The organism is Paludibacter sp. (assembly GCF_009712605.1).
Taxonomy (GTDB): domain Bacteria; phylum Bacteroidota; class Bacteroidia; order Bacteroidales; family Paludibacteraceae; genus Microbacter.
The window spans coordinates 736567-762396 of sequence record NZ_WASO01000001.1; the positions used below are offsets into that span (position 1 = coordinate 736567).

Sequence of the window (25830 nt, forward strand, 5' to 3'; positions counted from 1 at the left end):
GCGGCAATTAATAAAAACGAGGCTGATTCAATTGTAATATTGAGTCAGCCTCGCTTGTTTATTGGAGAATGTGATAACCTCTGCGCTGTACGATTTTAGGTTCGCGCGGGAGCGTGGTTTTAATGGTGTAACTTTCGAAATATTTCATCCATTGTTTCAGGATCAATACTTTTCATTTCAATGAGTTTTAGAGATTTCACCATTTTGATTGTTTCGGTCTTGTATTTCAGAAACTGAGGAGATTTAATATGATTCTCATAAGCCTCTTTATTCGCGTATATCTCTAATATGCGAATCTGATTAGAATTTTCTTGTTGATACATTGGGAAAATGGCAATAACTCCGGGTTCTTTGCTTACGGATGCTTTAGATTCAATTTGTAGAATATCCTTATATTCCTGAAGATAGCTTGAATCAATTTCAATCTCAGCAATGCGTATCATCATTTTGTTTGTCTGAGCTGACATAGCGATCGATGTTAGAAGTAAGAAAGCACAAAGAATATTTTTCATGCGATTGTTCTATTGCAAGATTAAGCATTATAGGTCTTTATAAGGTCAAAAAGAACTCCCTCTATCGTGTGCCGCTGGCGCGGGTCTCCTGACCCGTGCCCTTAACAAAAGCCACAAAATAGATTTTTTTTGCTAGATAGTTTTCTATCCGGATCTTAGTAAGGTGCGTCAAGTTCCTTTAGTATGTTTTTCTACGGTCATTTATAGCACGGGTCAGGAGACCCGCGCTAGCGGAGGAACTATAGCCACCGTGAAGCAACGATTATTTTACATATTTCATAGGTTCTTTGAATCGAGTGTCTCCTGATACATTTTCCAATGATTTTAATGGGAAATTTATTATCACGTCCAAGGCTTTGTTTATGTGAACATCTGTCGTTGTATTCTTTAACGCCTTTGCAATATTTCTCATTCTATTATCAGGTTTTGACTTATTTAAATCAGTCGTAAATTCAGGGTCTGCAAAAAGATTTAAAAAGTCAACTACTTCGGGAATTTTAAAAAGCTTGATAAATTTTATATAATAACTGACGGCTCTTTCATCGACACCATCTCTGTAGCCTTTCCCATTTCCAGCGTAACATAAACAAACCACTTTAACAAAAATTTTTCTTGCAGCTGTTGGAATCCCTTTATTTCCAAGAGATTTGTCAATAGAAATGGCATGTGAATATTCGTAATAAAAATTATTCCACTCAAAATGAACACTTTTTAGATTTTCAAGTTTTTCGATTAATTCTGCTGCCAAGCTATCTTCATCCTTATAACCTTCTCCATTTACAATTTCTAAAAATTTCTGAGTTGAGTCTTTACGTTTTACATCTCCATTAACTCGGTAAAGTCCAAACTTTGCTCCAATCTTGTATTTAGTTTGTTCTGTAGCTGAATCCCATATATAAGGACAAATTCCTCCAATATTATCAAGGATTGTTTGTTCTTGGTCAGGTGAGCAATAAGTACCAAACAAAGTCAGAAGTAAATCATCGATTCTCTCTTGTGGTTGTTTAGCTATATCTTTCCCTATTGATTGATAATCTGTTGTTGGAATTACATTTTTTCTAATATTATCCAGCAATCTTTTTATATTGACCACTGAAATGTCCGGTTCAGCCGTAATAGCATACTTTAGACAATTTTCTAAAAAACTCAGCATATCCATTCCTGAAATAGGGTTCTCATTTGGATGCGCTGAACTAGCATGATTTCGGAAATAATTTACATATTCAAGTCTTTTGAAATTGATATCATTTATCAATCCAATTCGTTTACAAATGTCAAGTAAATCATAATCTGAAATAGCAGCAAGGTCTTCTTCTCCGTTTAGCTTTTTATAACGAGATGCAAGCTCTCCAGCAACGCTATAGAAGTATTCTAAATCAAATTTTATAATTGAATGTCTTAGAGCCTTGATCGTTTCGTCCCATAAAAATGCTAATGCTCCATCAAAAAGGCCAACGGTAATAGCAACAGTGAATTTTGAAAGATAATATGCCTTCTCTCTATCTTCGTACGGTAGAACCTCCAAAGCGCTTTCAAGGGAAAATATCACTTTCCGCCGCTCTTCTATTGGTTGTAATACATTTTCAGTCGGTAACCGAACGTGTTTCAATAGATTACTTAGCGGTTCGTTAAATTCGGCGATCGAAGTTTCAATCTTTTGAGGTGTATTACCTGTCGGAATTAATTCAATTTTGGTATTGTCTATCATGGTAGTGTGTTTTTTATTATAGACTAGTGTATAATTTGCGAGGTAAATTTACAACATTTATAAATATGAAAATTAAAACGGGAATAAATTATTTTGTAAATGGACGAATTTTCTGACATAAAACGAAAAAGGCTGACTCAACACTGGATTGAATCAGCCTTTCTGCTTCTATTTTATTGGATTATAACCACTTCACGTAGTTGAAAATTCGCCGCTACGTGGGTCTGGCTACCTATCCGAACGGGCCGAAATCTACTTTGTTTGTATTGAAGAGGTTAGAGTTATGTTTGCATCTTTAAGACCTTGTCCGGAAACTTTCAATGCGATAGTGCCGCTGTTAGTTGTTGATTGGACTAAAATGACCAGTTTTCCATTAAAAGCTTTCATGGTTGGTTTGTCGAACATTTCTAATGAGGTTGCATCTCCATTGCATACGGCTCTGAATGAACCGTTACCTGTGACAGTAAAATTCAGCCTGTTGTCGGATGTCGGACACGGATTTCCCAGTTTGTCAACAATAGAGGCAGTTACAAAACTCAAATCTTCTCCATCCGATGTAATGGTTTTCCTGTCGGCCTCCAGCTTGATGTGATGAGGTTTACCGGCAGTGACAATGCTTTTTTCAGCAACTGGTTTTCCCAGGTCATCATAAGCAACCACTTTTAATGTTCCGGGCTCATATTTTACATTCATCCACATCAATCGGTAACGGTTTAATTTAGATTGATTGCTTTTTTTCTGTATTCCCTGGCTCTTGCCATTGATGAATAACTCTGCACTATTATGGTTGGTATATACAAATACCGGAATGTTTTTACCTTCGTATCCGGGCCAATTCCAATGGGGTAGTATGTGTAATGTTTCGTCTTTCGAATTCCATCGGCTCTGGTATAAATAATACCTGTCTTTGGGCAAGCCGGCAAGATCGCAGAGGCCGAAATAAGAACTTCGGGAAGGCCAGTAATTGTCATATGGCGTCGGTTCCCCTAAATAATCAAATCCAGTCCAAACAAACTCACCTATCACCCAGGGCTTGTCATCCTGCAAGATGAAATCATCCTCGGGAATGTTTGACCAATCGCAATACTCGAGGTCATAAGAGGAACATTGTAAGTCGGCATACGTTTTCCCGGTTGCAGTTACAGCCGGAAATTTGTAGACACCTCTCGAACTAACGGTTGAGGCAGTTTCAGACCCTAAAAGCAGGCCTTGTGGAAATTTTTCGTGAGCTTCTTCGTACAAGTGGGTGCGATAATTTAATCCGGGTATATCAAGAACGGCTCCGAATCCGTTTTTCATCACAGCGGTTACCTGATCCATACCAACGGTTACGGGTCTGGTTGGGTCTTCCCTGTGGAAAATGTCCTGAAGCCATTTCGCTCTTTTGACACCATCATTGCTCCATTGATCGGGCACTTCGTTGCCGGCACTCCACATTACGATACAGGGGTGATTGCGGGTTGCGCGTACTAAATTTTCTACGTCCTTCTCTGCCCATTCGTCAAAATAGAGATGATACCCATTTTCTACCTTGGGGGTTTTCCATTCGTCAAAACTTTCGGCCAAAAACAGGAATCCCATTTCATCACACAGCTCTAATTGCTCGAATGATGGCATATTATGCGACGAACGGATTGCATTACATCCGAGGTCTTTCAAAATCGTCAACTGTCGTTTAAGCGCGGCTTTGTTTACAGCAGTTCCGATCGGACCTAAATCGTGATGCAAACAAACTCCTTTAAATTTCAGGACTTTCCCATTGAGTTCGAATCCTTTTGATGCCGTGTAGCTGATTTGACGTATACCGAACCGCACAATTTCTGTATCTTTCAACGTGTCGTTCTGGTAAAGTTTCAATTCGGCAGTATATAAATAAGGATTCTCAGGACTCCAGAGCTGAGGTTCTTGTACGGTTATATTTTGTTCTATTTCATCTCCGAATTTTTCTGACGCAGTGCCATTGCTGACTACATTGCCTTGAGAGTTTTTTATACAGACCTGTACTTTTACATTTTCACCCTGAACCTTGGAGCGGATGTTTACTTTTGCCAATTGCTCTGAGATGAATGGTGTTGTAATGGTATTTCCCCAATGTTGAAAACTTGCTTTGTTTTTAATGATAAGCTTAACCTTTCGGTATAACCCGGCGCCGGGATACCATCGGGACGAAAAAGGGAGGTTTTCCAGACGAACCGCAATTACATTTGGTTGGTCGGGTTTGAGATAATTCGTGATGTCGAAATAGAAGTAGCTATATCCGTATGGGCGGGTTCCGACTTTGATTCCATTGATGTAGACCTCGGCGTTACTCATGGCGCCGTCAAACGTAATCAAAGCCTGTTTGTCGGAGGTAAGTTCCGGTAAGTTTATGGCAGTGCGATACCACCCTGTACCAATAAATGGCAAAGCCCCTGTTCTGCCGGTTTTTTCGGTAGCTTCTTTTTCGTTGTTTTGTTCAATCTTTACGACCTGTTTGTCAATCTCTTTATCAAAGGGGCCGTATATGGCCCAGTCATGAGGTATTTTTACAGAAGTCCAGTTCGAGTCATCGAATCCTGTTTGTGAGGCCTGTTTGTTGTCTCCTTTAAGAAACTTCCACGATGAGAGTTCTTTGATTACTGTTTGTGAATAAGCAGGTGACTCGAAATAAAAACACAATAGCGTCAAAACTGCAATTTTGTATGCTTTCATAATGGTTCTGTAAAAATATTTTATTGAATTACATGTGGTCGTAAAAAGTACCGAATGCAGACAAAGAATGTAATGCCAAAAGAAGAATGAAGACTAAGCAGTGGCTCATCTTATTGTCTTTTTTCGATCGGTACAAAGGTTCTTGTTTTGAAGGCAAAGATATAGTATTTTATATATTGAGAAGGTAGACAATTCAACCAAATTGTGAATTAAATCACTTCTGGGTTCTCTTTGTTTATGGAGCCATCTTGATTTTTAATTTTTGACCCCATTAGCTTCGCTGATCTTCAATTCCTCCAAATGGGGGCTGTAACTTTGCAACATTTACAAATATGAACCTTCTTGATCTGGTGAATTATTTTGGGAACAGACAAACTGCCTGACAGAAAACGAAAAAAGCTGACTCAACACAGGATTGAATCAGCCTTTTTGCTTCTATTCTATTGGATTATAACCATTTTACAAAGTTGAGATCCTGACGGTGCGGCAGTTCTTCGTTTTTGGGGAAGAGACGGAATCCGATTTTGAATGTTCCGGCTTTGGTTAAGCGGTAGTTCAGGGCGAATGTCAGTCGGGTGTCTTCTGTTTTTACAAGGTTGAATTCCTCGGTATCCAGAATGTGTTCCGTGTTTTTGGCGTCTCTGTAGGTCATTACCAGCTCCAGACCGATGTTTTTGCAATCCGGCGTTTTCACATCGATTACCGCTTTCAGGTCGTACTCGGAGTTCACGGTTGGCGACATGCGGAGTTGTTCGGGAACCGAAAGTTCCAGCAATTCGATATGATCCCATCCGGCAGCCATCTTTTCTTTCCACGCCACAATGCTTTTCGCTTTTTCGTAATGGTTGGCAACCAGCTTGTCGTGGCGAGCGCTCAGCTTGTTGTAGAAGCGTTCGATATAGTCGTCCAACATGCGCTTGGTGGTGAATCGTGGTGCAATTTTAGCAATCGAATTTTTGATGTACTGTATCCACTCGGGAGAGTAACCCTTGCTGTTTTTGGCAAAAAACAATGGAATAATCTCGTTTTCAAGTATCGTGTAGATGGTTGCGGCATCCAGCTGATTCTGGTAATCCTGATTTTCGTAGGTGCGTTTTTCAGTCAGAGCCCAACCGGCACCTTTCACGTAACCTTCGAGCCACCATCCGTCGAGTACCGAGAAGTTCAGAACGCCGTTCATTTCGGCTTTCTGTCCCGAAGTACCTGAAGCTTCCAGCGGGCGGGTAGGGGTGTTCAACCAGATATCCACACCTGAAATCAGGCGCTTGGCAAGGCGCATGTCGTAATTTTCGAGGAAGATAATCTTACCCTGAAATTCGGGCATGCGTGAAATTTCAACGATATGCTTGATCAATCCCTGTCCTGCGCCGTCGGCAGGGTGAGCCTTACCGGTGTAAAGGAACTGTACCGGATAGTGCGGGTTATTTACGATCTTGGCCAGACGGTCGAGGTCGGTAAACAGGAGTTGAGCACGTTTGTATGTCGCGAAACGACGTCCGAAACCGATGATGAGCGCGTTCGGGTTGATCTTTTCCAGAATGGAAACAATCAGCGAAGGATCGCCCTGATTTTTCAGCCATGTTTCGGTAAACTGTCCTTTGATATGATTAATCAGCTTGTTTTTAAGCGCGGTACGGGTTTTCCAGATCTCTTCGTCGCTGACGGTATGTATCTTTTCCCATATTTTCAGGTTCGATTCGTCTTCGCGGAACTCAGGGCCGAATGTTTTGTCGTAGAGGCGTTGCCATTCGGAAGCAGTCCATGTTTCAAGGTGGACTCCGTTTGTAACGTAACTTACATGGAGCTCTTCCGGCAGGTAGCCTTTCCAGATGTTCTGGAACATATCCTGCGACACTTTGCCGTGCAACCAGCTTACGCCGTTTACTTCCTGACAGGTGTTGCAGGCAAAGGTACTCATGCTGAATTTTTCGCTTCTGTCGCCCGGGTTCTCACGGCCGAGGTCGATAAATTCGTCCCAGCTGATGCCTAAACGGCTCGGGAATTCGCCCAGGTATTTGCCGAACAGCCCTTCGTCGAAGCTGTCGTGACCGGCAGGCACAGGCGTGTGTACCGTGTAAAGAGAAGATGATCTGACCACTTCCATTGCCTGGTTGAATGATAAACCATCACCCTGGATGAGATCTACCAGTCGTTGTGCATTGATAAGGGCGGCATGTCCTTCGTTGCAGTGGTATACCTGTTTTTTGATGCCCAGTTTGTTCAGGGTGAGGATACCGCCGATGCCAAGCAGGTACTCCTGTTTCAGGCGGTTTTCCCAGTCGCCGCCATAAAGCTGGTGGGTAATGGGACGGTCGTATTCGCTGTTGCGGTCGTTGTCGGTATCGAGCAGGTAGAGCGCAATGCGGCCAACCGATACTTTCCAGAGATTAGCATAGATAATGCGGCCCGGATAAGGTACTTCAATCTGAATCTGGTTACCGTGTTCGTCTTTTACCGGTTCGATTGGCAGCAAGCCGAAATTCTGCGGTTCATACATGGCCAATTGCTGTCCGTCCATCGACAGGCTCTGTGTGAAGTAGCCGTAACGATAAAGGAATCCGACGGCGGTCATGTCCACACGGCAATCGCTGGCTTCTTTCAGGTAGTCACCGGCCAGAATTCCCAACCCGCCTGAATAAATTTTCAGGATATTGGAGAGGCCGTATTCCATGCTGAAATAAGCTATTGATGGCTTTTTTGTATCGAAAGGAGTTTTTATGTATTCCTGAAATGAAGCATAAACGGATTCCAGACGCTGCATAAACGCCTGATCATTTTCCAGCTCTTCCAACTTTTCGTAATTCAATCTTTCCAACATTACGATAGGGTTTCCTTCGCATTCGTTCCAGAGCTTGGAGTCGATGCTCGAAAACATTTCTGTCGCCTCAAAGTTCCACACCCACCATATGTTACGGGAAATCTCGAGTAGCTTTTGCAATTTTTCCGGAACGTGAGAAGTTACCGTAATTTCGTTCCAGTTGGGGTTGTTCACTTTTGATGATTGTAGTTTCATACGTGAATAATTTGATTTGTAAATGCCCAATGTAATTCGTTCCGTTTGGGCGGAGCGTGTTACATATAAGTTTGTTAAATGTTGCCTTTTTACCTATCAGCTATCTTGTAGCCGGGTCTGATGATTATTTTTCTTCAATTTTGCAAGCATTGCCATCTGCTTGAATCAAGTGATAAAATATTCTTTTATCGTTTTAATTTGCTCTTTGCCTGCGGCAGGCCTTACTTTTTGGCGCAAAAAGTAAGCAAAAACATTGACGGAAAAAACTCGTCTTGACTTTTATAGGAAAATGTATTTTATTTTCTGTATTTACCTTCTGACCCCTCCTAACCTCCCCTAAATGGGGAGGAATTCGTCCTTAAAACGAGAAAATTTTGTGCATTTTGCAAAGTTACAGCCCCCATTTAGGGGGTTGGGGGTCAAAATATAAAAAGTCAAGATGTCTTACAAACTGTTTATTGATAAGCAATACAGAGCTTGCGGATATGTATTATCTTTTTTTGCTTAATGCAATTGTATATGCCTTGTCGTAATATTCAATAAAATGTTCCCAAAGCGCTTGTTCTGCAATGGCAGCCGCTTTTTTTCGTGCCGACTGAACCTGTATCGGCGTCAGGGCTGCAAATTGTTCGATTTGCCTTACCAACTCACTTACCACGTCGTCGTAGTTTGAGTCATTGCGGGGAATTACAGCAACTCCCTGATCGATGTCCTGCTGGTGGTAATTGACCCATTGCCCGAACCCTGACAAGCTGGTGGTGATTGTGGGCACGGAAAATGCCGCACTTTCCATCGGTGTATATCCCCACGGTTCGTAATACGAAGGGAATACGGTCAGGTCGGTTCCTATCAGCAAGTCATAATAGCTTTTGTTGAAAATTCCGTCTTCGCCGGTAAGATATGACGGTACAAATATAATCTTAACTTTAGTTTCTTGTGCATTCGTCAGGTGCGACCAGCTGATCGACGATAAAATCGGATCGTGCCACGGTTCTACCAACTGATGCGTGACAAACGGATTCCCATGCGGAACATTGTCATCTCCGTTCAGGTGCTTTTGCAGGTCTTGTCGCGGTCCGGAAATATAGGCCGGCACCATTAAAAACGCTACAATTGTGCGCGATAACGTTTGTGAATATTCAAGACGTTTCAATGATTCGATAAAAACGTCAAGTCCTTTGTTCAGAAACTCATAGCGTCCGCCGGTTGCAACAAACAGGGTATCTTCCGGTAACTGATACGTGAGCAGACATTCGGCTACCTTTTTCAAAGTGTTGCGGGCTTCCTCTTTTTTTATGTTGAACTGCTTTCCAGTCGGTACAAAATCGTCTTCAAAACCATTGGGAGTAACCACGTCCGGCGCTTTGCACAATAACTGCGTGCATTCACGGGCGGTTATGTCGCTAACGGTTGTGAAGCAATCGGCGTAATGAGCTGCTTGTTTCTCCACGGAATGTTTCGCCTGCATACTTAACTCGGCAGCCATCTGATCTCCGTCATAATGCGCCAGATAATCATACAGCGGTTTGTGATTCCCTGCAATCGATCTTCCTATTGAAGTGGCATGAGTCGTAAAAACGGTAGCTACCTCAGGAGTATATCGTTTCAGAAAGAATAATCCGAATGTTGTCATCCACTCGTTAAAGTGGGCGATGATTTTCTTCCCTTTCAGTTTATAGTAGCGATAGTAGCTATCGATCACAATTCCGACTGCGTAGCCGAACATGGCAGAGTCGTGATAATCGCCGTAAGCATGCAGCGAGTCAACACCATACCACTCCCAAACCTGACGGTAAAGATTGTTGCGTTGCAAATGCAGTGTCGAGAAATCGACCAGCAAAGCAATGGGGCTGCCAGGGATATTCCATCTGCCTGAGCGAACTTTTATGCCATTGTATTTTGCAAGCTCCTCTTTCCAGTCGGCAAATAATGCAGTGTCTTCAGTGAAATCCGGATGAGCAGAAGCACCTAAATCGGGTCCGAGAAATATCAGATGATCTTTCAGTCGTTGTTGTAAAACAGATGCCCGTGTCGATAAAACTGTGTAAATTCCACCTACTTTATTGCATACTTCCCAACTCGTTTCAAAAACGTAGTCGGGTGTTATGTAATTGTTATTCATCAAATTATACGTTATTGCGTTACAAAGATAGTTTTTTTTTTTAATCCGACAAGTTGAATCGGACCGGGTTAACGTTCTATACCCCGCAAACGATTGTATTTGTAAAGCTCTTGAACGTTATTTAGGCTATCTTAGGGAATGTATTTTATAATTTAAGATAAAACGCCTGTAACATACGGGCGAAATCTTCGGAGTAGTGATGTCGTATGCCGGATTCGATGGTGATAGTGTCTTCCAAAAGCAGTTTTTGTGTTTTGGCTAAGGCAATTAAAAGCCGTTTTGGACTGGATGCCGGAGTTGGAAACACCAATGTCTTACGGGTGCAGAATAGTTTATAATCAGCGGTTTTCTCCAGAAGAAGTTCTCCTTCGGTCACCGGTAAAATCAGATAAACAGAGCCATTGGCAGAAAGAAGTTCGCGACAGTTGATAAGTAGCGTATCTTGCGTAAGGTGTGCCGTGTGTCGTGCGAGTGTACGTTTTTTGTCAGGAGAATGTAAAGACTTATGAAAATAGGGCGGATTGGAAACAATGGCGTCAAAAGCGGCATTGGCGGTTAGTGCATACTGTTCGAGTGACGCATGATGTACCGTCAACCGTTCTTGCCAGGGCGACCGTTTGAAATTTTCTTCAGCCTGTGTCACGGCGGTCTCTTCTATGTCAATGGCAGTGATGTGGGCTGTCGGATTTCGTTGAGCCGCCATCAGTGCAATCAGTCCGCTTCCTGTTCCTACATCGAGTATCGTTTTTGCCTCATCAACAGCAGCCCAGGCTCCCAGTAATACGCCGTCTGTTCCTACCTTCATGGCGCATTTGTCGTGCCATACGGTAAATTGCTTGAATTGGAAATATGGATTCGGCATATGTGTCAGGTAGTGAGGTGGTGAGACAATGAGGATGTGAGAAGACGCGCAGAGAACGAGTTGGGATAAAAATAACGAAGATGTCTCAAAAGGGATATTGATTTTATAATAACTTACGAATCGAAAATAGATATTTGTTCTTATACCCCAAACCCCTGAAGGGGCTATAAATCTGCTATGTTGATTGGTGCAAAAGTCCCCTTAAGGGAATCGCAGATCAGCGAAGCTAATTAGGGGTGAAAAAATGGAATAACCTTTCCGTTTACAAGTTTATCAATAAAAACATTTTCTTTTGAGACATCCTCATTACGAATGAATATCAGAACGAAACGGCTGCTCCGATTTGCCAGTTCAGTCCGAGAGAATCATACCCGTAGTATGTCTGGTATTTGGTTCCCATTACATTGTTCAGGCGAATAAAAGCGGTCAGCCAGTCGCTGTATGAATAAGAAGCTCCGAGGCTAAGATCATTTACATTTTTCATCTTTACCGATTCCGCGCCGTACAAATATGCATATCTGCCACCGGCAAAATAGTAGTTGGCATTCACGAAAACATTGCGGGTAATTTTGGCTTCGCCTCCAATTTCTATTTCAGTGGAGGGTTTCATCCAAGCTTTGGTAAGTGTTTTCGTGTCCCAATTATTGTATGTGGCATTGATGTGTGCCAAAAACCGGTCTTTCCAGTTGTATGCAACATTCAGTTTGGCAGCTACCACACTGGCTTTGTCATAGAGAACGTTGAAGGTTGGCTTCAATATTGTTGCATAGTTGTATAGATAACTGGTATTTGCTAATATCAGATCATAAACATATTGCGGTTCGTACTGGTTTGCATAAAAATATTGCTTGTTGTACGATTTGTAATCAACAGAACCGTTGATCAAAAGACCAGCTAAAGGGGAGAATTTGATGCCTCCAAATACATCGATCGGAGCATATGAGTCATCCACCCTTAACGTCGGTGCAATGTAGTAGTTTTCGTCTGTAATCTTCTGCATCGAATTGACAGAGTATTCACCTGTAATACCTGCATAAAGTGTTACGGTTTTAATCAGGTTAACCTGTGCTGAAACATCAGGCATCAGATTGAAGGATTTCCCTTTGCCGTTGATCGAAAAATAATCTTTCAGCCCTAAGCGAACGCTCCACTCGTCTCCTTTCAGGTTGAAATAAGGGTTTACACCAATAATCGAATGGCTCGGATATAGTTGTTGACCCTGGAATTTGGCATAAAACATGTTGTAATCGTCAATTGCCAAACCGATACGATGTTCTCCGATGGGTAAGTCGATGTTGCCGGTGATATGAACCATTTGTTCGCCCAAGCCAGTACCGGGAGTCAGGTTGTTGTACTGAACGTCGGCTTTGTATGCAATGGCTTCAGCATCTCCTTTTGATTTAATGCCTGCTTTCAGCCCAAAATTGATAAAACTATTGGTCGAGTCTTTGTAGTTTGCTGTGTAGTTGTTGAAATACTGACCGTTGGTTCCGTAGTAGTTAAATCCGTTGCGTTTGAAATAGGCCCCCATACTCAGGTCGAAGTTTTCAAGGTGGGTGACGTAATTCAGTCCGAAGTTAGTGATCCACTGGCGTTGCGTGTTGCCAAAAAGTCCGTGGATGTGAGTGTCGAAAGTGAGCGATTGAGTGCCGTCATCCACAATGGGGTAGAACACGTCACCCAAAACTGTTCCGTACATTCCGAAACCTAACAGGGCGTATCCCTTTTTATAGGTGTTCTGATCCAGATGAATTGCTGCTGCCGGCCACTTGTTGACTTCGTATTCCGGTTTGAGTAAATTCATTTTTTCAGAATAAACGGCTTCGGTCTTTTTAATTTCCGGTTCTGTGATTATAGGGGTAATATCCAGCTTGTCGGTGTTTTTGATTGTTGGTACGTAATCACGCTCAATAACGACATTGCGCCTTGCTATCGTGTCGTTTTTGTTGCTCTGCGCTGCAATAATCTGGCATCCGGCCACGAAGGCAGTGAGGATAAAACAGGTTGTTTTCTTCATTGTTTCGGAGTTTTTTATAATTCGTGAACGGTTTTTATTTTGGAGTTGCAGACTTTTCAATATCCTGCAATTTCTGTTTTACAATCGATAAAATATCGTCCTGTTGGTGATAGTTGTCCTGAAGCGTCAGCAAATATTGCTTTGCCTGGAAGTTGTCTCCCCGTTTGACATAAATATCCGATAAAAGGATAAAGCTTTTGGCCAGCCAATACTGGTGCGGCGTGTTCAGGTTGATAAAACTCATCACTTCGGCTTCCGATTTTTTCAGGTCTTGTTTCTGGAAATAATAGTTAGCCAGCTCGTATTTGGCTTCGGCTCCAAAAACAGTACGCACATTTTTCGAAAGTACCGTCAAATCGTTGAAAGCGCTGTCGGATTTGTTGATTGCCAGATAGGCTTTTGCTCTGTAGAAGCGTGCTTCAGTCGACATGTCAGAAGACGACAGGTTGTTGTTGAGTATCCGGTTCGCACTCTTGATTGTACTTCCGTAATCGTTAGTGAGGTGACTGCATCTGAGCACTCCGAGACTGGCCGCTTCCTGATATTCTTTGTTGGACGTTGTTGCTTCCAGTGTTTTGAAAAAGTTGAGAGATGCGGCGTAATCCTTTTTGTCGTAGGTGATGGATGCGCATTGAGCCAGCGCTTGTTCCATGTATGGGTTACCCTGAATTTCTGTCAGTTTTTTATAGTTGGTCAGAGCTTCGTCTGTTTTCTGCTGTTGCATGTAACTGTCGGCCAGATAATAGGTGGCTTTGATGCAATAGTTGCCCTGAGGACAATATTTTGCCAGATAATTGGAAAACAAAGTGGCAGCCTCGGGAAGTTTGCCGTTCAGATAAACCTTTTCGGCAGTGGTGTATACCAGCGAATCTTCCATTACCGCAGTAATGTCGGTGCTTTTGCCCAACGATCGGCGATAACTTACATAGCCTTCTGCATCCGACTGATCGACGTAGAGATTTTCGATGTTCTCCATGGCCACTTTAGCTTCCGAACTGCCAGGGTAGCTGTTTACCACCTGCTTGTAGGCAGTTAAGGCTTCTTTCTTGTTGCTGGTATTGGAGTATGCCAATCCGATTTCAAGAGCTGCTTTGCGGGTGAACTCACTATTCGGATACTTCTTAATCAGTGTATTGTAAGTTTCTATCGCTTTGTCATATTGTTCGATGATGATATATGACCGGCCAATCTCATAGTAAGCGTTGGCAGCGTAATTCGAGGTCGGGAAGTTTTCAATTAGCTTGTTCAGCTCAGTGATTTTGCCGCGATAATTTTTCTGGAGTCCGTAGATAAATGCAATTTGATATTCTGCATAGTCGCTACCGGCTTTCCCTTTGGCAACCACCTGCGCATAATATTTATGAGCGTTGATGAAGTCGCGGGTCATGTAATAGCAATCGCCGATACGGATAAGCGCATCGATGTATGTCGGCGACATTGCTTCGTGTTCTCCTCCTGCAAAACGCATGAAGGCAAGCAAACTCTGCTTGTAGTCGTGGGAAATGAATTTGCAGTAAGCAAGATCGTAGTATGACAAATGGAAATTGGCATCCCGGCTACTTCTCGGATCGTCCTGATATGTGTTGAAATCGCTTTCTGCCTTTGCATATTCGCCGGCACGGTAATAGCTTTCTCCTCTCCAGAAGTAAATCTGAACTAATGACGGACGGTGTGATGTGACTGCCAGAGCTTCTGTCAGGTTAGCAATGGCTCCCGGATAATTCTTTTTGTCAAATTGCTCAACACCTAAATGGAACAGTATGTTTTCTTTTGCGGAGATGACCTGCACATTGCTGGTTTTGAGTTTGTTGATTGCGTTTAAGGCCGCCGTATAGTCTTTTGACTGAATCAAAGCAGTTGCAAGACGGCTATTGATTTCGTCAGCATATTTTGAATTTGGGAAAATGCTAAGGAAATTGTCGAAGGCTTTTACAGTTTCTCCGAAATGAGCGTTTGATTCATAAGTAGAAAGTGCATAATTGTATAAAGCTTCTTCCTGAGCTCCTTTGTCAAAGGTCAGTTTGCCGGCATTGGCATAGGCCATTTGAGCTTTCAGACGGTCGTTTGTCTTCGTATAGGCATTCCCGAGAGCCAGATATGCATTCTGACCGAGTGCATCGGTTTCGCCGGCTACTTTTGTTAAAGGCATTACAGCCTGATCGTAGGCTCCGGATTGCATGCACGACATTCCCCACATGTAGAACGAAGTGCGTGAAAGTTGTTTGTCCGTTGTAAAGGCTCTGGAAAAATCGGTTGCCGCCAGTTTGTAATCCTGATCGCGGTAAGCGCATTCGCCCATGATGCGGTACACTTCTCCGTTTTTCGGGTTATTGGGGTTGATTTCTAGGATGCTTTTTCCATACGATTTTACCTTGTCGTATTCTTTCTGTTTGGCATAAATCTGGATGATGTAGTAAGGCGCCAGGGGTGAAAATTCCGGTTGATTCTGGATGGTTTCGAAATAAGGCAGGGCAGTGTCGTAATTGCCCAGCGCATATTCGCTGTATCCGTAATAGTAGTTGGCTGTCTTGTCATATTTTTCAACGCCGATCAATGGTTTGAACTGATCGCGCGCCTTGGTAAATTCATTGACGGCAGTGTAGCAGTATCCCAGTGCAAAATGATATAAATTCTCATCGGAAGTGTTGAGCTTTTTGATGCTGACTTTGTCTAGTTCCTTGATGGCTGCTGTATATTGCTTTTGTTCGAACAGTAAGATTCCTAAGCGAAATTTCACATTGTTAAGCATCGATGTGCCCGGATATTTTTCAACATAAGCCGTCAGAAGATCTGTGGCATCGGATTGTCTCAGTTCGTATGCGTTAGCGGCAATAAAGTATTCTGCTTCCTGAATTTTACTCTTGTCAGAAGGGTCTGCTGTTTGCAGATATGTTTGCAGACTATGTTCAGAGGCTGAGAACTGTTGTTGCAGATATTGCTCTTTGCCCTCCTGGAAGGCGCGTGCAGGGTTACTGTACGTGTATGTCTGTTGAGCCTGGAGGCTCAGTAGGGATGTAAACCCTACACATAGCAAGGTGATTTTCTTCATGGGGAATATTTATTTACAAGCAAAAATAGGCATTTTTGATGGTTCGATCCCTGCCGGTAGTATTAAAAGATGTCAAGTTTGGCAAGGCTGGCACAACGAACCGTTGACAGTTGGTTAACGCACAAGGCGTAGATATATTGTCATTCCGGTTCTTTAAAAAGAAAAAAGCTATCTGCAAGAGATAGCTTTTTAATCCGTTTAGGTAGCACTTATTTTCTGATACCCAATTCTTTGATGATGCTACGGTAACGTTCGATATCTTTGCTCTTCAAGTAGTCGAGCAAACGACGACGTTTTCCTACCAACATAACCAAAGCTCTTTCAGTGCTATAATCTTTTGCGTTGATCTTCAAGTGTTCGGTCAACGAGCTGATACGGTATGAAAATAATGCTATCTGAGCTTCAGGAGACCCAGTGTCAGTATTCGACTTTCCGTACTTGCCAAAGATTTCTTGTTTTTTTTCTGCTGTTAAATAAGACATGAATGTATATTTTGAAAATTTGACGGCGCAAAGTTACGACTTTGTTTTTGCTTCTGCAACAAATTCTGAAATTCTTTTCTTTGAATTTCAGGAGCTTGATTATTGACGAATCCGATCGAGCTTGCTGATGTCGAATCCTGCCTTTGCAGCAATGTCGGTGAGCCGGTTGTAAGTCGCGGCATCCATTGTTTTGGTGCGCGACAATATCCACAGGTATTTTCGGGACGGATCGCCGATCAAAGCATGTTGATAGTCGGCGTCAAGATCAATAATCCAGTAGTTGCCAGCAAACGGCCAGAAAAACGAGACTTTCAGCTGTGCTGGTTTCGATGGGTCGGGTATCCAGGCTACTCCTTTGGCTGTTTTGACCACTCCGGGATCGGAGACTTTTATTCCCTGATTCAATACCGTGATTTTTCCATCGTTGCGCAAGGTGTAAGTGGCCGAAACTTTTTCCAGTCCTTTTTCAAAACGATGGGTAATTCGGGCAATTTCGTACCAGGTTCCGCTATATCGTTTTATGTCGAGTTGCTCTATTGTGTGCAACGGTGCTGTTGATTTGCATCCGAAAAGTGTCATAAGGCAAAATATTGAAAGATAAATAGCAGGTTTCATTTGAGTCAGTTATCTTGGGATTAATTCAACTTTCGCAAGCCTTGTTGTTTAGCTTGTATTATGAAGTTAAAATATTTGAGCTTAGCTAATATGTGCCGTTAATTTTCTATGGATCAAAATTTTATATTCCCTTTTACTTTTTGTCTTGAAACAAAAAGTAAATAAAAAATTCAAGGCTATGCCCGCTTCGCTCAAAAAACTGGCGTTCACCGACGCAATTGAAAATCAGCGAAGCTAAATCGCCCAAACTCGTTTCCTCCTCTCGTCAGAAACATCAAACAAGGACGATTTTTGCGTCGCTTCACTTGTTTTTTGGCTCACCGGACAAGGCCGCTCCAATCTGCATGAGCAAGATATTTAAGAATAGGACAGATTGTTTTTATAAACTATAGAACAACCAGCCCCGAAGGGTAATCTAAGAATGCCAAACCGACGGAAAGCTGTTTGAGTGAGTAGACCACTTACAGACGTTTGGCAATGAGAAAATGGTTCATGGCCGAGCGAGCGAGTTCTTTCCGTCAATGTTTTTTGCTTACTTTTTGCGCCAAAAAGTAAGGCCTGCCGCAGGCAAAGAACGATTGGATTGCAATGTTAGTATAATGTGAATATCTACTATTTACTTTGTGCCGGTTAATTCAAAAACAATGTGATCCCAGGCACAAATATACAACCTACTTGCCCAGTTCGATACAACCCATGATAAACGGACCGGTAGCTTTTGCGTCGTTATCGCGGATTTTTTCGTGGATGTAATATTCGTAACTTCCATCACGATACGGTTTTCCTCCCAATCCTGCTACCGCGCAGCATTGCGTTAGTGAGAGTGTTCCATCTGCATTGGTTTTAATCAACTTGCGGGTAATGCCGTCGAAAGCTTTTAGCGCAACTGCTTTGTATTTCGGAGCGATATATCCTTTGTTGACCGCTTTGGCGATGGCGTACATGTACATACTCGAGGCGGATGCTTCGGCGTAATTGCCTGCGCGGGTGGGTTGATCGACCACCTGATACCAGAGCCCGTCTTTGTCCTGATATTTTGGCAGCGTGTCGGCCAGCCCTTTGGCAATGGCAATGAGCTGTGCCCGTTTTGGGTGATTTCTGGGTACAAAATCGAGAATATCGACCACGGCCATATAGAACCAACCAATGCTGCGACCCCAGAAATTGGGTGAATGACCGGTTTTCTTGTCAGCCCACTGTTGCTGGCGACTTTCGTCGTAGGCATGGTAGTAGAGCCCGGTTTTGGCATCATAGGTACGCTTTGCTCCGATCAGAATCTGGTTGAGGGCATCGTCGAGCAGCTTCGGCTCTTTGAAAGTGACGGCATATTCAGCTAAAAACGGATCGCCCATGTAGAGTCCGTCGAGCCAGATCTGGTGTTGATATATTTTTTTATGGAAGAAAACCCCTTCGTCGGTACGGGGTTGGCTTTTCATCTGTTCCCGTAACGTGTCGAGAGCAATTTTGAATTTAGGCAGTTTCGTCTCTTTCCACATTGCCATCAATGTCTTGCCCGAATTGATGAAGTCAATATTGTAGGTTTTGGGTTCGTAGAGATGAATTTTGCCTTGCGCATTCACAATGGTGTCGAGCCATTGGTACACATAGTTGTAGTATTTTTTATCGCCGGTAGCTTTCCAGAGTTTGTAGAACGCTAATGTGCCGAGGCCTTGCGTGTACCCGAAGTAAAGTCCTTTGCCGTAGTCGAGTTGCCAGGCCTGCGGGAAGCGTTTCATTTCCGAGTCGGCAAAGCGTACCGACCATTTTTGCGACCAACCGGTCTGAACCGTAAACAGTATGACGAATGTCAGTAATAGTAATTTCTTCATTGAATATTTATCAGTGTAATTTTGGGTCACAAAAATAGATAAATTTTCGGTTGGTTTCTATTCAGGCAGAAAAGGGAAGTAAATAGAAGCGTGTGTTCAGGTTCAAATATATCGGCAAATTACCGTATTTTTGTACCTGTATCCTGCAACTGAAAAATATATTCCTTCGCATGCTTTCACAATACGCTCACCGTCCCTGGTTCAATTATTTTCTCCTGTTTTTCGGCGTGCTTTGCATTGCGTGGTCGGCTATATTTTTTAAACTAGCCGGTATCAGCGGCTTTGGTTCTGCATTTTACCGTATGGTTTTCGGACTGGTGGCTATTTTGCCTTTATGGATGCGATTTCGCAAACCGGTAACCGACTGGCACGGCGTAAAAATTGCGCTACTGTGCGGACTCTTCTTTGCTTGCGATATTGCATTGTGGAACACCTCTATTATGCTCACAAAAGCATCCATTTCAACTCTGCTGGGTAATATGGCTCCGGTCTGGGTGGGTTTTGGAGCGGTATTTATTCTGAAAGAGCGGCCGGGTCGCATATTCTGGACCGGAACAGCTATTACGCTAATCGGAGTAAGTATTGTGGTGGGACTGGATAAATTCTCGGCATCCGATTTCTCGTTCGGTAATTTTCTTTCCATTGCAGCTAGTATGTTTTACGGAGCCTATTTGCTGACAACGCGAAAAGGGCGCAACACGCTGGATACTTTCTCGTTTACCATGTTGTCAATGGTTTCCAGTACGGTGGCGCTCGGTGTGCTATGTTTGTTTACCCGGGTGCCTATGTGGGGATTTTCGGCACCGACGTGGTGGTCGTTGGTGGCATTGGGTATAGTGCCGCAAATGCTGGGTTGGCTGGCCATCAACTTTGCGCTGGCCTATATCAAACCAACGGTGGCTTCCGTTACGCTCCTTAGCCAGTCGATCCTGACGGCTATCTTTTCCATTCCGGTGTTGGGCGAATTTATGTCGCTCAGAGAAATGATCGGAGCGTTGATTGCCTTGACTGGTATTTATCTGGTAAATACGAAGAGATAAAAAATAGCACCGAAGACACTATACATTATACCGGTTAATTCATTTCTTAATTTTCGCATTTGACCTCCCCCCTGACCCCTCTCCCGAAGAGAGGGGGAAAATCTGCAAAATGAATTGAATTCTAAATATTTCACGATCTTGCTCCTCCTCCCCTTGGGGGAGGAGGTTGGGAGGAGAGGTCGGCAATTGAGATTTATATACACTTAATCGATATAATGTCTACTGAATAAAAGGATGAACGCTGTGATTGCCCGTTAATTCTGTGTCTTCCGTGTGCTAAATCATTTTATTCTATTCTGGAGTAGAGCTTCATAAACTGTACCCGCTCGAATGCTGCCGGATTTTCAATGTTTTTCTGACTAAACATTCCCTTGAACTGGTCGATGGTTTCGAAATTGTGAATTTCCATCCATGTTTTGATGCCTTTCAACATGCCCGGAATCACGTCGGGGCCTTGTTTGTACAACGCCGAAGCAATTTGGATGGCCGAAGCACCTGCCAGTATCTGCTTAATAACAACGTCGTAACTGTGGATGCCGGTGGATGCGCAGATGTCACATTTTACCATTCCTGACAAAATTGCCACCCAGCGCAGAGTGTGCAGGTAGTCGTCGAAGGTGGTACAAACCTGTCCGGTGGAAATTTCCAGCTCGCGGATATCTATGTCGGGGTGATAGGGCCGGTTGAACAATACCAGACCGGAAGCGCCCGATTCGCTCAGTTTGGTGATGGTGTGCACCACGCTCGAGAAATAGTACCCTATTTTGAGAGAAAACGGGATGGTGATCTGCTGTTTTACCTGTTCCGCAACATCGAAATAGACCTGTTCGTTTTCGGCGCCGCTACGGTTGATGTCCGACGGGAGAACATAAATATTCAGTTCGAGGGCATCGGCTCCGGCTTCCTGGATGCGCTTGGCAAAATAGCTCCAGTCGTATTGCGAAACACAGTGAATGCTGGCAATTACCGGGATACTCAACGTTTGTTTGGCTTTTGCCACAAAAGCGAGGTATCGTTCCAACGTGTGCTCTTTGGCAAAGCTGTTGACATACGCTTCGGCTTCTTCGTACGCGTAGGGGTGTTGCTGAACGGCTTCGTTAAACGTACTCTTCCATTCACGCACTTTTTCGTGGTCGGATTGCAGGAAACTCTCTGACTCGTGGCGGATCTGTTCCTCAAAAATCGACTTGAGGACGACAGCTCCGGCTCCGGCTTCTTCGAGTTCTTTCAGATATTCAACATTGTTCATCAGGCCGGAACTGCCGGCAATAATCGGATTGCGGAGTTTCAATCCCATATAAGTGGTTGAGAGGTCTATCATAATCTGTAGCTTTAAGGTTTTTGATAATCACAAACATACGTACATTTTATTCAATATCAAACATCTTTTGCAAAAATTTGAGGAGTAACTGTCGGGAGAAACGTTTTTATCGAAAAATGGGGTTGTTTCTTTGGCTTGTTACATCAAAAAACAATCGTTACATTTGCAGGAGTATAAGCAAAGTGCTCATTTTGACGATAAATTGCTATCGGAAAGCTTTGTTTGTGAGTTGAATTGTAATCAGAATATTATTTCCTCATGCTCAATTATATCTGGATTGGATTTTTCCTCATTGCGTTTCTCGTCGCTACTCTTCAGTTTATTTTTACCGGCGATTTTGCCATTTTTGAGAAAGTGGTGAAGTCGACTTTCGAGATGGCCAAGTTCTCGGTGATGGATATTGCTCTGCCTTTGGCGGGTGTGATGACATTGTGGCTTGGACTGATGAATATAGGAGAAAAGGCAGGAGCCATCCGTTTTGTGTCCCGCATTGTGGGACCGTTCTTCTCAAAGCTTTATCCTGAAATTCCGAAAGGACATCCGGCCAGTGGTCAGTTGGTGATGAATTATTCGGCCAATATGCTGGGGCTCGACAATGCAGCTACGCCTATCGGACTGAAAGCGATGCAAAGCCTGCAGGAACTGAATCCCAACAAAGAAACCGCCTCGAATGCGCAGATTATGTTTCTGGCATTGAACACGGCAGGTCTCACCCTTCTTCCGATCAATATTATTGCTCAGCGTGCCATTTTGGGTGCAGTTAATCCTGCCGATATTCTTGTTCCGGTCCTGATTGCTACTTACGTTTCTACTCTTACTGCAATTTTGTATGTTGGCATCCGTCAACGCCTCAATTTACTCAATCGTACTGTTATTGGATGGTTGGGGGCAATTACGTTTATCATAGGGTTGATTGTTTATGGCTTTTCACGTTTGGATAGTCAGCAAATGTCGGTAGCTTCCAGTATTACCGGTAATTCTCTTTTGCTTTTGATTATTGCAACGTTTCTTATCGGAGGTCTGGTGCGGAAAGTCAATGTTTACGAAGCGTTTATTGAAGGCGCCAAGCAGGGATTTGAAACGGCCGTTAAAACGATTCCGTATCTGGTCGGGATGTTGGTGGCCATCGGAGCTTTCCGTGCTTCGGGTGCAATGGATATGATCATTAATGGAATTGCCAGCCTGTTTCATTTGATGGGGTTAAATACCGATTTTGTGGCAGCATTGCCCAATGCTTTTATGAAGCCGTTGAGCGGTAGCGGTGCTAAGGCGCTGATGGTGGAAACCATGAAAACGTATGGCCCCGACTCGTTTGCCGGACATCTTTCCTGTATTTTTCAGGGTGCTGCCGATACCACCTTCTATATTGTGGCTCTTTATTTCGGTTCGGTAGGTGTGACCAAAACTCGTTATGCCATCTCGGCAGGGCTCATTGCCGACCTTGCCGGAGCCATTGCTGCAATTATTGTTGCTTACCTCTTTTTTGCATAAAGTTACTTTTAACTTTTGTATCTTTGTCTCTTCCTAAAATAAAGAGTATGAGATCCCGATTATTGTTGCTGTTGATTTTTGCGAGTGTGATTGCTTTTGGGCAGAAAAAGCATGTGTGTATTTCTATTGACGACCTGCCGGTGGTCGATTACGGCCCGTACGATACAGTGGTCCAGCAACGGATTATGGATAACCTGATTGTTTCTCTGAAGAAAAATAAGGTGCCGGCTATCGGGTTTGTAAACGAAAATAAGCTCTACAACTACGTCAATAAGCCAATGGCGTTCCAGATTCACCTTCTCGATAAATGGCTCGGCAACGGTTTGATGCTCGGTAATCACACGTTCTCTCATCCTGATTACAACACGGAATCATTCAAAGCATTTTCTCACGATATACTGAAAGGCGAAATTATCACGAAGGAGCTGCTCAAAAAATACGGGCAGAAGAAAAAATATTTCCGCCATCCCTACCTGCACGTGGGAACGACCAAAGCCCGCGCCGACTCGCTGGCTAATTTCCTGACTGAACACGGTTATACTACAGCTCCCATCACCATCGACAGCGAAGATTATGCGTTTGCCTATGCTTATTATAAGGCCAAACAAAAGAAAGATGCGGCTTTGATGAAGAAAATAGTGAGTGATTACCTTGTTTACATCGATCAGGATATAAAGCACTTCGAAAAAGAATCGATCGGTTTGTTCGGACGGCCGATGAATCAGGTAATTTTGCTTCATGCCAGTATGCTGAACTCCGAATACCTGAATGATATCATTGCGATCTTTCGAAAAAACGGATACGATTTTCAGCCTATCGACAAGGTGTTGAAAGACCCGGCCTATAAAATTCCGGTGACGGTGTACGGCACTTTCGGCAGTTCGTGGCTCGATCGCTGGGCGTTGTCGCTCAACAAAAGAGGCGACTTTCTGATGGGTGCGCCAGAGCCTCCCGAATATGTGAAGAAAATGCTGAATGAATAGAAAAACGCCGGCAAACAGATCCGGCGGTATTGTTTAACTTAATAATTTACAAATGAAGAAAATGCAGAAAGAACGGTGTCTGCCCTGTTTCCGACGATGGGCAAGAACACCTTACGCAGTGTTCAACAGTTTAAGTGTTACAGTGAAAATCGGTGTGCTTGGCGCAGCCATGCTCACAATGGCCAATCAGAAAGCCGTGGCACAGGAAAATGTCAAAACGGCTCCCGATCCGGTGTTTCAGCTGGAAGAGGTGCAAATTAACAGCGATCTGCCACCGACAACCCAACAGTTGGTGAAAGTAGTTGCAGTGCTTACCCGCAAAGAGATTGAGCAAGCGGCGGTACAAAACGTTCAGGGCCTGTTGCGCTACGTTCAGGGAGTCGACCTGCGTACCCGCGGAACTGAAAATGTACAGGCCGATATTAGTCTTCGCGGCGGAACCTTCGATCAAACCGCCATCCTTCTCAACGGTGTCAACTTCACCGATCCCCAAACGGGACACTTCAATTTAGACATTCCTTTAGACATTAATTTGATAGACCGCGTGGAGATTCTCTACGGACCGGGTGCCTGGACGGCAGGAGCTATTGCTTTCAGTGGCGCTATCAATATTGTCACCAAACAAATTATTCATAACGGATTCAACGCGCAAATCTCCGGCGGCGACTTCGGTTACCGGCAGGGAAGCACTGCGGGCTATCTCAATACCGGCCCATGGCGCGTAATGGCAGCTGTCAACGGCACACGCAGTGACGGTTTTGCCCACGACTCTGATTTTAAAATTTTCAACGCATATACCGATGTGCGGTTTATCGACAACCGCATCGGACAGTTTTCGTTGCAGCTGGGTGTGCAGTCGAAAGATTTCGGAGCCAACACGTTTTATTCTCCGAAATATGTCGATCAGTACGAAGAGACCCGTTCTCTGATTGCTTCGTTGCAATATAAAAAACAAACCCGCCACTGGAAGCTGATGGCCTCGGGCTATTATCGTCGCCATCACGACATGTTCGCCCTCTTTCGCGAGGGTGTGCCTGCTCCGCCGTGGTACGTTTCACCCAACTATCACCTTACCGACGTGATGGGTATTTCGGCACAGGCCAGTTACTCGTGGTGGGGCGGGGTCACCTCGCTGGCTGGAGACTTACGCTCTGAACATATTTTCAGTAACACGTTGGGAACCCCCATTTCTGCTCCGCATTTCGATCCCTATTCAGATGCAAACGTATTTACAAAGTCTGCCGAACGCCGCATCGGTAGCGTGTCTGTAAAGCAGGTGAAAGAGTGGAAACAATGGACTGTCAGCCTTGGTGCGATGGGAAGCGGCAATGACGATTACGGTTTTCATTTCTATGCAGGCGGCAATGTTGACTATGCAGTCACTCCCAAACTGACGTTGGGTACGTGGTTGCACAACTCTTACCGGATGCCAACCTTTACCGATCTCTATTATCAGAGCACCACACAACATGGTAATCCCAATTTGAAACCGGAAGATGCCTTCAATGTGGATGTGCATTTGTTGTGGACGCCCGATAAATGGACGGTGCGTGTGGCTGGTTTCAAACGTTACGGTCACAACATTATCGACTGGGTGCGCCTGCCCAACGAGTTGGTGTGGCATAGCGAGAACCTGACCGATGTCAATTCGCTCGGTAGCGAAGTTGCGGTCGATTACCGTCCGGCATGGCGATGGCTCGAGAACATCCACCTCGATTATACTTACCTGCATGTTTCGAAAGCAAGCAATCAGTACGTTTCGTCCTATTCTACCGACTACCTGCGTCATCAGGCCAAGATGCGTATTTCGCAACCGATTATCGGCAAACTGTCGGCTGCATGGCAGCTGAGTCTCAACGATCGGGCAGGAACTTACGTGAATGTAGCTACAAATAAGGAGACAAATTTTAATGCCTATCTGTTGTGCGATCTGAAGTTACAATGGAAAGCAAAGTATTACCAGCTCTTTGCAGAGGCAACCAATCTGTTCAACACAACCTATTTCGACTTTGGTAACCTGCCCCAACCCGGGCGCTGGTTCAAAGTAGGAGTGTCGGTGGGTGTGTAATGCAAAATTACTTCCGCCAAATTACTT

General features: G+C 43.8%; 16 protein-coding genes. 4 read left to right on the forward strand and 12 right to left on the reverse strand.

The annotated features are described in order from the left end of the window. Nucleotides 1-119: 119 nt before the first annotated feature. The 11 genes from F8N35_RS02775 to F8N35_RS02825 all read right to left on the reverse strand — a co-directional run bounded on the left by F8N35_RS02775 (nucleotide 120) and on the right by F8N35_RS02825 (nucleotide 18900). Nucleotides 120-512 carry an antibiotic biosynthesis monooxygenase family protein gene (locus tag F8N35_RS02775; RefSeq protein ID WP_293049822.1) on the reverse strand — a complete coding sequence of 131 codons (393 nt, stop codon included), beginning with the start codon at nucleotides 510-512 and terminating at the stop codon, nucleotides 120-122. A gap of 262 nt (nucleotides 513-774) precedes the next feature. Further along, nucleotides 775-2220, reverse strand: a complete 1446-nt coding sequence (locus F8N35_RS02780) for a hypothetical protein (protein ID WP_293049823.1) — start codon at nucleotides 2218-2220, stop codon at nucleotides 775-777. Nucleotides 2221-2472: 252 nt separating this feature from the next. Then, complete coding sequence (locus F8N35_RS02785; RefSeq protein WP_293049824.1) at nucleotides 2473-4911, reverse strand: DUF4982 domain-containing protein; 2439 nt, start codon at nucleotides 4909-4911, stop codon at nucleotides 2473-2475. 448 nt (nucleotides 4912-5359) lie between these two features. Further along, nucleotides 5360-7924, reverse strand: a complete 2565-nt coding sequence (gene glgP / locus F8N35_RS02790) for an alpha-glucan family phosphorylase (protein WP_293049825.1) — start codon at nucleotides 7922-7924, stop codon at nucleotides 5360-5362. 490 nt (nucleotides 7925-8414) lie between these two features. Continuing rightward, nucleotides 8415-10046 carry a glycogen/starch synthase gene (locus F8N35_RS02795; RefSeq protein WP_293049826.1) on the reverse strand — a complete coding sequence of 544 codons (1632 nt, stop codon included), beginning with the start codon at nucleotides 10044-10046 and terminating at the stop codon, nucleotides 8415-8417. A gap of 145 nt (nucleotides 10047-10191) precedes the next feature. Beyond that, nucleotides 10192-10908 (reverse strand): methyltransferase, encoded by a 717-nt coding sequence (locus tag F8N35_RS02800; RefSeq protein ID WP_293049827.1) that lies wholly within the window; start codon nucleotides 10906-10908, stop codon nucleotides 10192-10194. A 319-nt stretch (nucleotides 10909-11227) separates the two neighbouring features. Next, nucleotides 11228-12925 (reverse strand): hypothetical protein, encoded by a 1698-nt coding sequence (locus tag F8N35_RS02805; protein ID WP_293049828.1) that lies wholly within the window; start codon nucleotides 12923-12925, stop codon nucleotides 11228-11230. Between the two features lie 34 nt (nucleotides 12926-12959). After that, a complete protein-coding gene (locus F8N35_RS02810; protein ID WP_293049829.1) occupies nucleotides 12960-15974 on the reverse strand; it encodes a tetratricopeptide repeat protein in 3015 nt (1004 codons plus the stop codon). Between the two features lie 209 nt (nucleotides 15975-16183). After that, nucleotides 16184-16456, reverse strand: coding sequence for a 30S ribosomal protein S15 (gene rpsO, locus F8N35_RS02815; protein WP_068701013.1), 273 nt, complete (start codon nucleotides 16454-16456; stop codon nucleotides 16184-16186). Between the two features lie 99 nt (nucleotides 16457-16555). Further along, a complete protein-coding gene (locus tag F8N35_RS02820; RefSeq protein WP_293049830.1) occupies nucleotides 16556-17035 on the reverse strand; it encodes a lipocalin family protein in 480 nt (159 codons plus the stop codon). A gap of 707 nt (nucleotides 17036-17742) precedes the next feature. Further along, the gene (locus tag F8N35_RS02825) at nucleotides 17743-18900 is read right to left on the reverse strand and encodes a glycoside hydrolase family 88 protein (RefSeq protein WP_363928359.1); all 1158 of its coding nucleotides are present in this window, start codon (nucleotides 18898-18900) and stop codon (nucleotides 17743-17745) included. 170 nt (nucleotides 18901-19070) lie between these two features. On the opposite strand from F8N35_RS02825, the gene F8N35_RS02830 reads away from it, so the two are divergent. Beyond that, nucleotides 19071-19940, forward strand: a complete 870-nt coding sequence (locus F8N35_RS02830) for a DMT family transporter (RefSeq protein WP_293049831.1) — start codon at nucleotides 19071-19073, stop codon at nucleotides 19938-19940. A 286-nt stretch (nucleotides 19941-20226) separates the two neighbouring features. On the opposite strand, the gene F8N35_RS02835 is transcribed toward F8N35_RS02830, so the two are convergent. Continuing rightward, nucleotides 20227-21261 (reverse strand): dihydroorotate dehydrogenase-like protein, encoded by a 1035-nt coding sequence (locus F8N35_RS02835; protein WP_293049832.1) that lies wholly within the window; start codon nucleotides 21259-21261, stop codon nucleotides 20227-20229. Between the two features lie 258 nt (nucleotides 21262-21519). On the opposite strand from F8N35_RS02835, the gene F8N35_RS02840 reads away from it, so the two are divergent. Genes F8N35_RS02840 through F8N35_RS02850 form a run of 3 tightly spaced genes read left to right on the forward strand, consistent with a single transcriptional unit; the run spans nucleotide 21520 to nucleotide 25803 of the window. Beyond that, nucleotides 21520-22752: a nucleoside recognition domain-containing protein gene (locus tag F8N35_RS02840; RefSeq protein ID WP_293049833.1), complete on the forward strand. Its 1233-nt coding sequence runs from the start codon at nucleotides 21520-21522 to the stop codon at nucleotides 22750-22752. A gap of 47 nt (nucleotides 22753-22799) precedes the next feature. After that, entirely contained in the window at nucleotides 22800-23735 is a 936-nt protein-coding gene (locus tag F8N35_RS02845; RefSeq protein WP_293049834.1) for a polysaccharide deacetylase family protein, read from the forward strand. A gap of 52 nt (nucleotides 23736-23787) precedes the next feature. After that, a complete protein-coding gene (locus F8N35_RS02850) occupies nucleotides 23788-25803 on the forward strand; it encodes a TonB-dependent receptor (RefSeq protein WP_293049835.1) in 2016 nt (671 codons plus the stop codon). The last annotated feature ends 27 nt before the right edge of the window (nucleotides 25804-25830 follow it).

Coding starts and splice junctions, on each gene's coding strand:
- F8N35_RS02835 (WP_293049832.1), bottom strand. CDS start 21,261: ATGATAGACCTCTCAACCACTTATATGGGATTGAAACTCCGCAATCCG.
- rpsO (WP_068701013.1), bottom strand. CDS start 16,456: ATGTCTTATTTAACAGCAGAAAAAAAACAAGAAATCTTTGGCAAGTAC.
- F8N35_RS02845 (WP_293049834.1), top strand. CDS start 22,800: ATGAGATCCCGATTATTGTTGCTGTTGATTTTTGCGAGTGTGATTGCT.
- F8N35_RS02830 (WP_293049831.1), top strand. CDS start 19,071: ATGCTTTCACAATACGCTCACCGTCCCTGGTTCAATTATTTTCTCCTG.
- glgP (WP_293049825.1), bottom strand. CDS start 7,924: ATGAAACTACAATCATCAAAAGTGAACAACCCCAACTGGAACGAAATT.
- F8N35_RS02795 (WP_293049826.1), bottom strand. CDS start 10,046: ATGAATAACAATTACATAACACCCGACTACGTTTTTGAAACGAGTTGG.
- F8N35_RS02785 (WP_293049824.1), bottom strand. CDS start 4,911: ATGAAAGCATACAAAATTGCAGTTTTGACGCTATTGTGTTTTTATTTC.
- F8N35_RS02775 (WP_293049822.1), bottom strand. CDS start 512: ATGAAAAATATTCTTTGTGCTTTCTTACTTCTAACATCGATCGCTATG.
- F8N35_RS02820 (WP_293049830.1), bottom strand. CDS start 17,035: ATGACACTTTTCGGATGCAAATCAACAGCACCGTTGCACACAATAGAG.
- F8N35_RS02780 (WP_293049823.1), bottom strand. CDS start 2,220: ATGATAGACAATACCAAAATTGAATTAATTCCGACAGGTAATACACCT.
- F8N35_RS02805 (WP_293049828.1), bottom strand. CDS start 12,925: ATGAAGAAAACAACCTGTTTTATCCTCACTGCCTTCGTGGCCGGATGC.
- F8N35_RS02850 (WP_293049835.1), top strand. CDS start 23,788: ATGAAGAAAATGCAGAAAGAACGGTGTCTGCCCTGTTTCCGACGATGG.
- F8N35_RS02810 (WP_293049829.1), bottom strand. CDS start 15,974: ATGAAGAAAATCACCTTGCTATGTGTAGGGTTTACATCCCTACTGAGC.
- F8N35_RS02840 (WP_293049833.1), top strand. CDS start 21,520: ATGCTCAATTATATCTGGATTGGATTTTTCCTCATTGCGTTTCTCGTC.
- F8N35_RS02825 (WP_363928359.1), bottom strand. CDS start 18,900: ATGAAGAAATTACTATTACTGACATTCGTCATACTGTTTACGGTTCAG.
- F8N35_RS02800 (WP_293049827.1), bottom strand. CDS start 10,908: ATGCCGAATCCATATTTCCAATTCAAGCAATTTACCGTATGGCACGAC.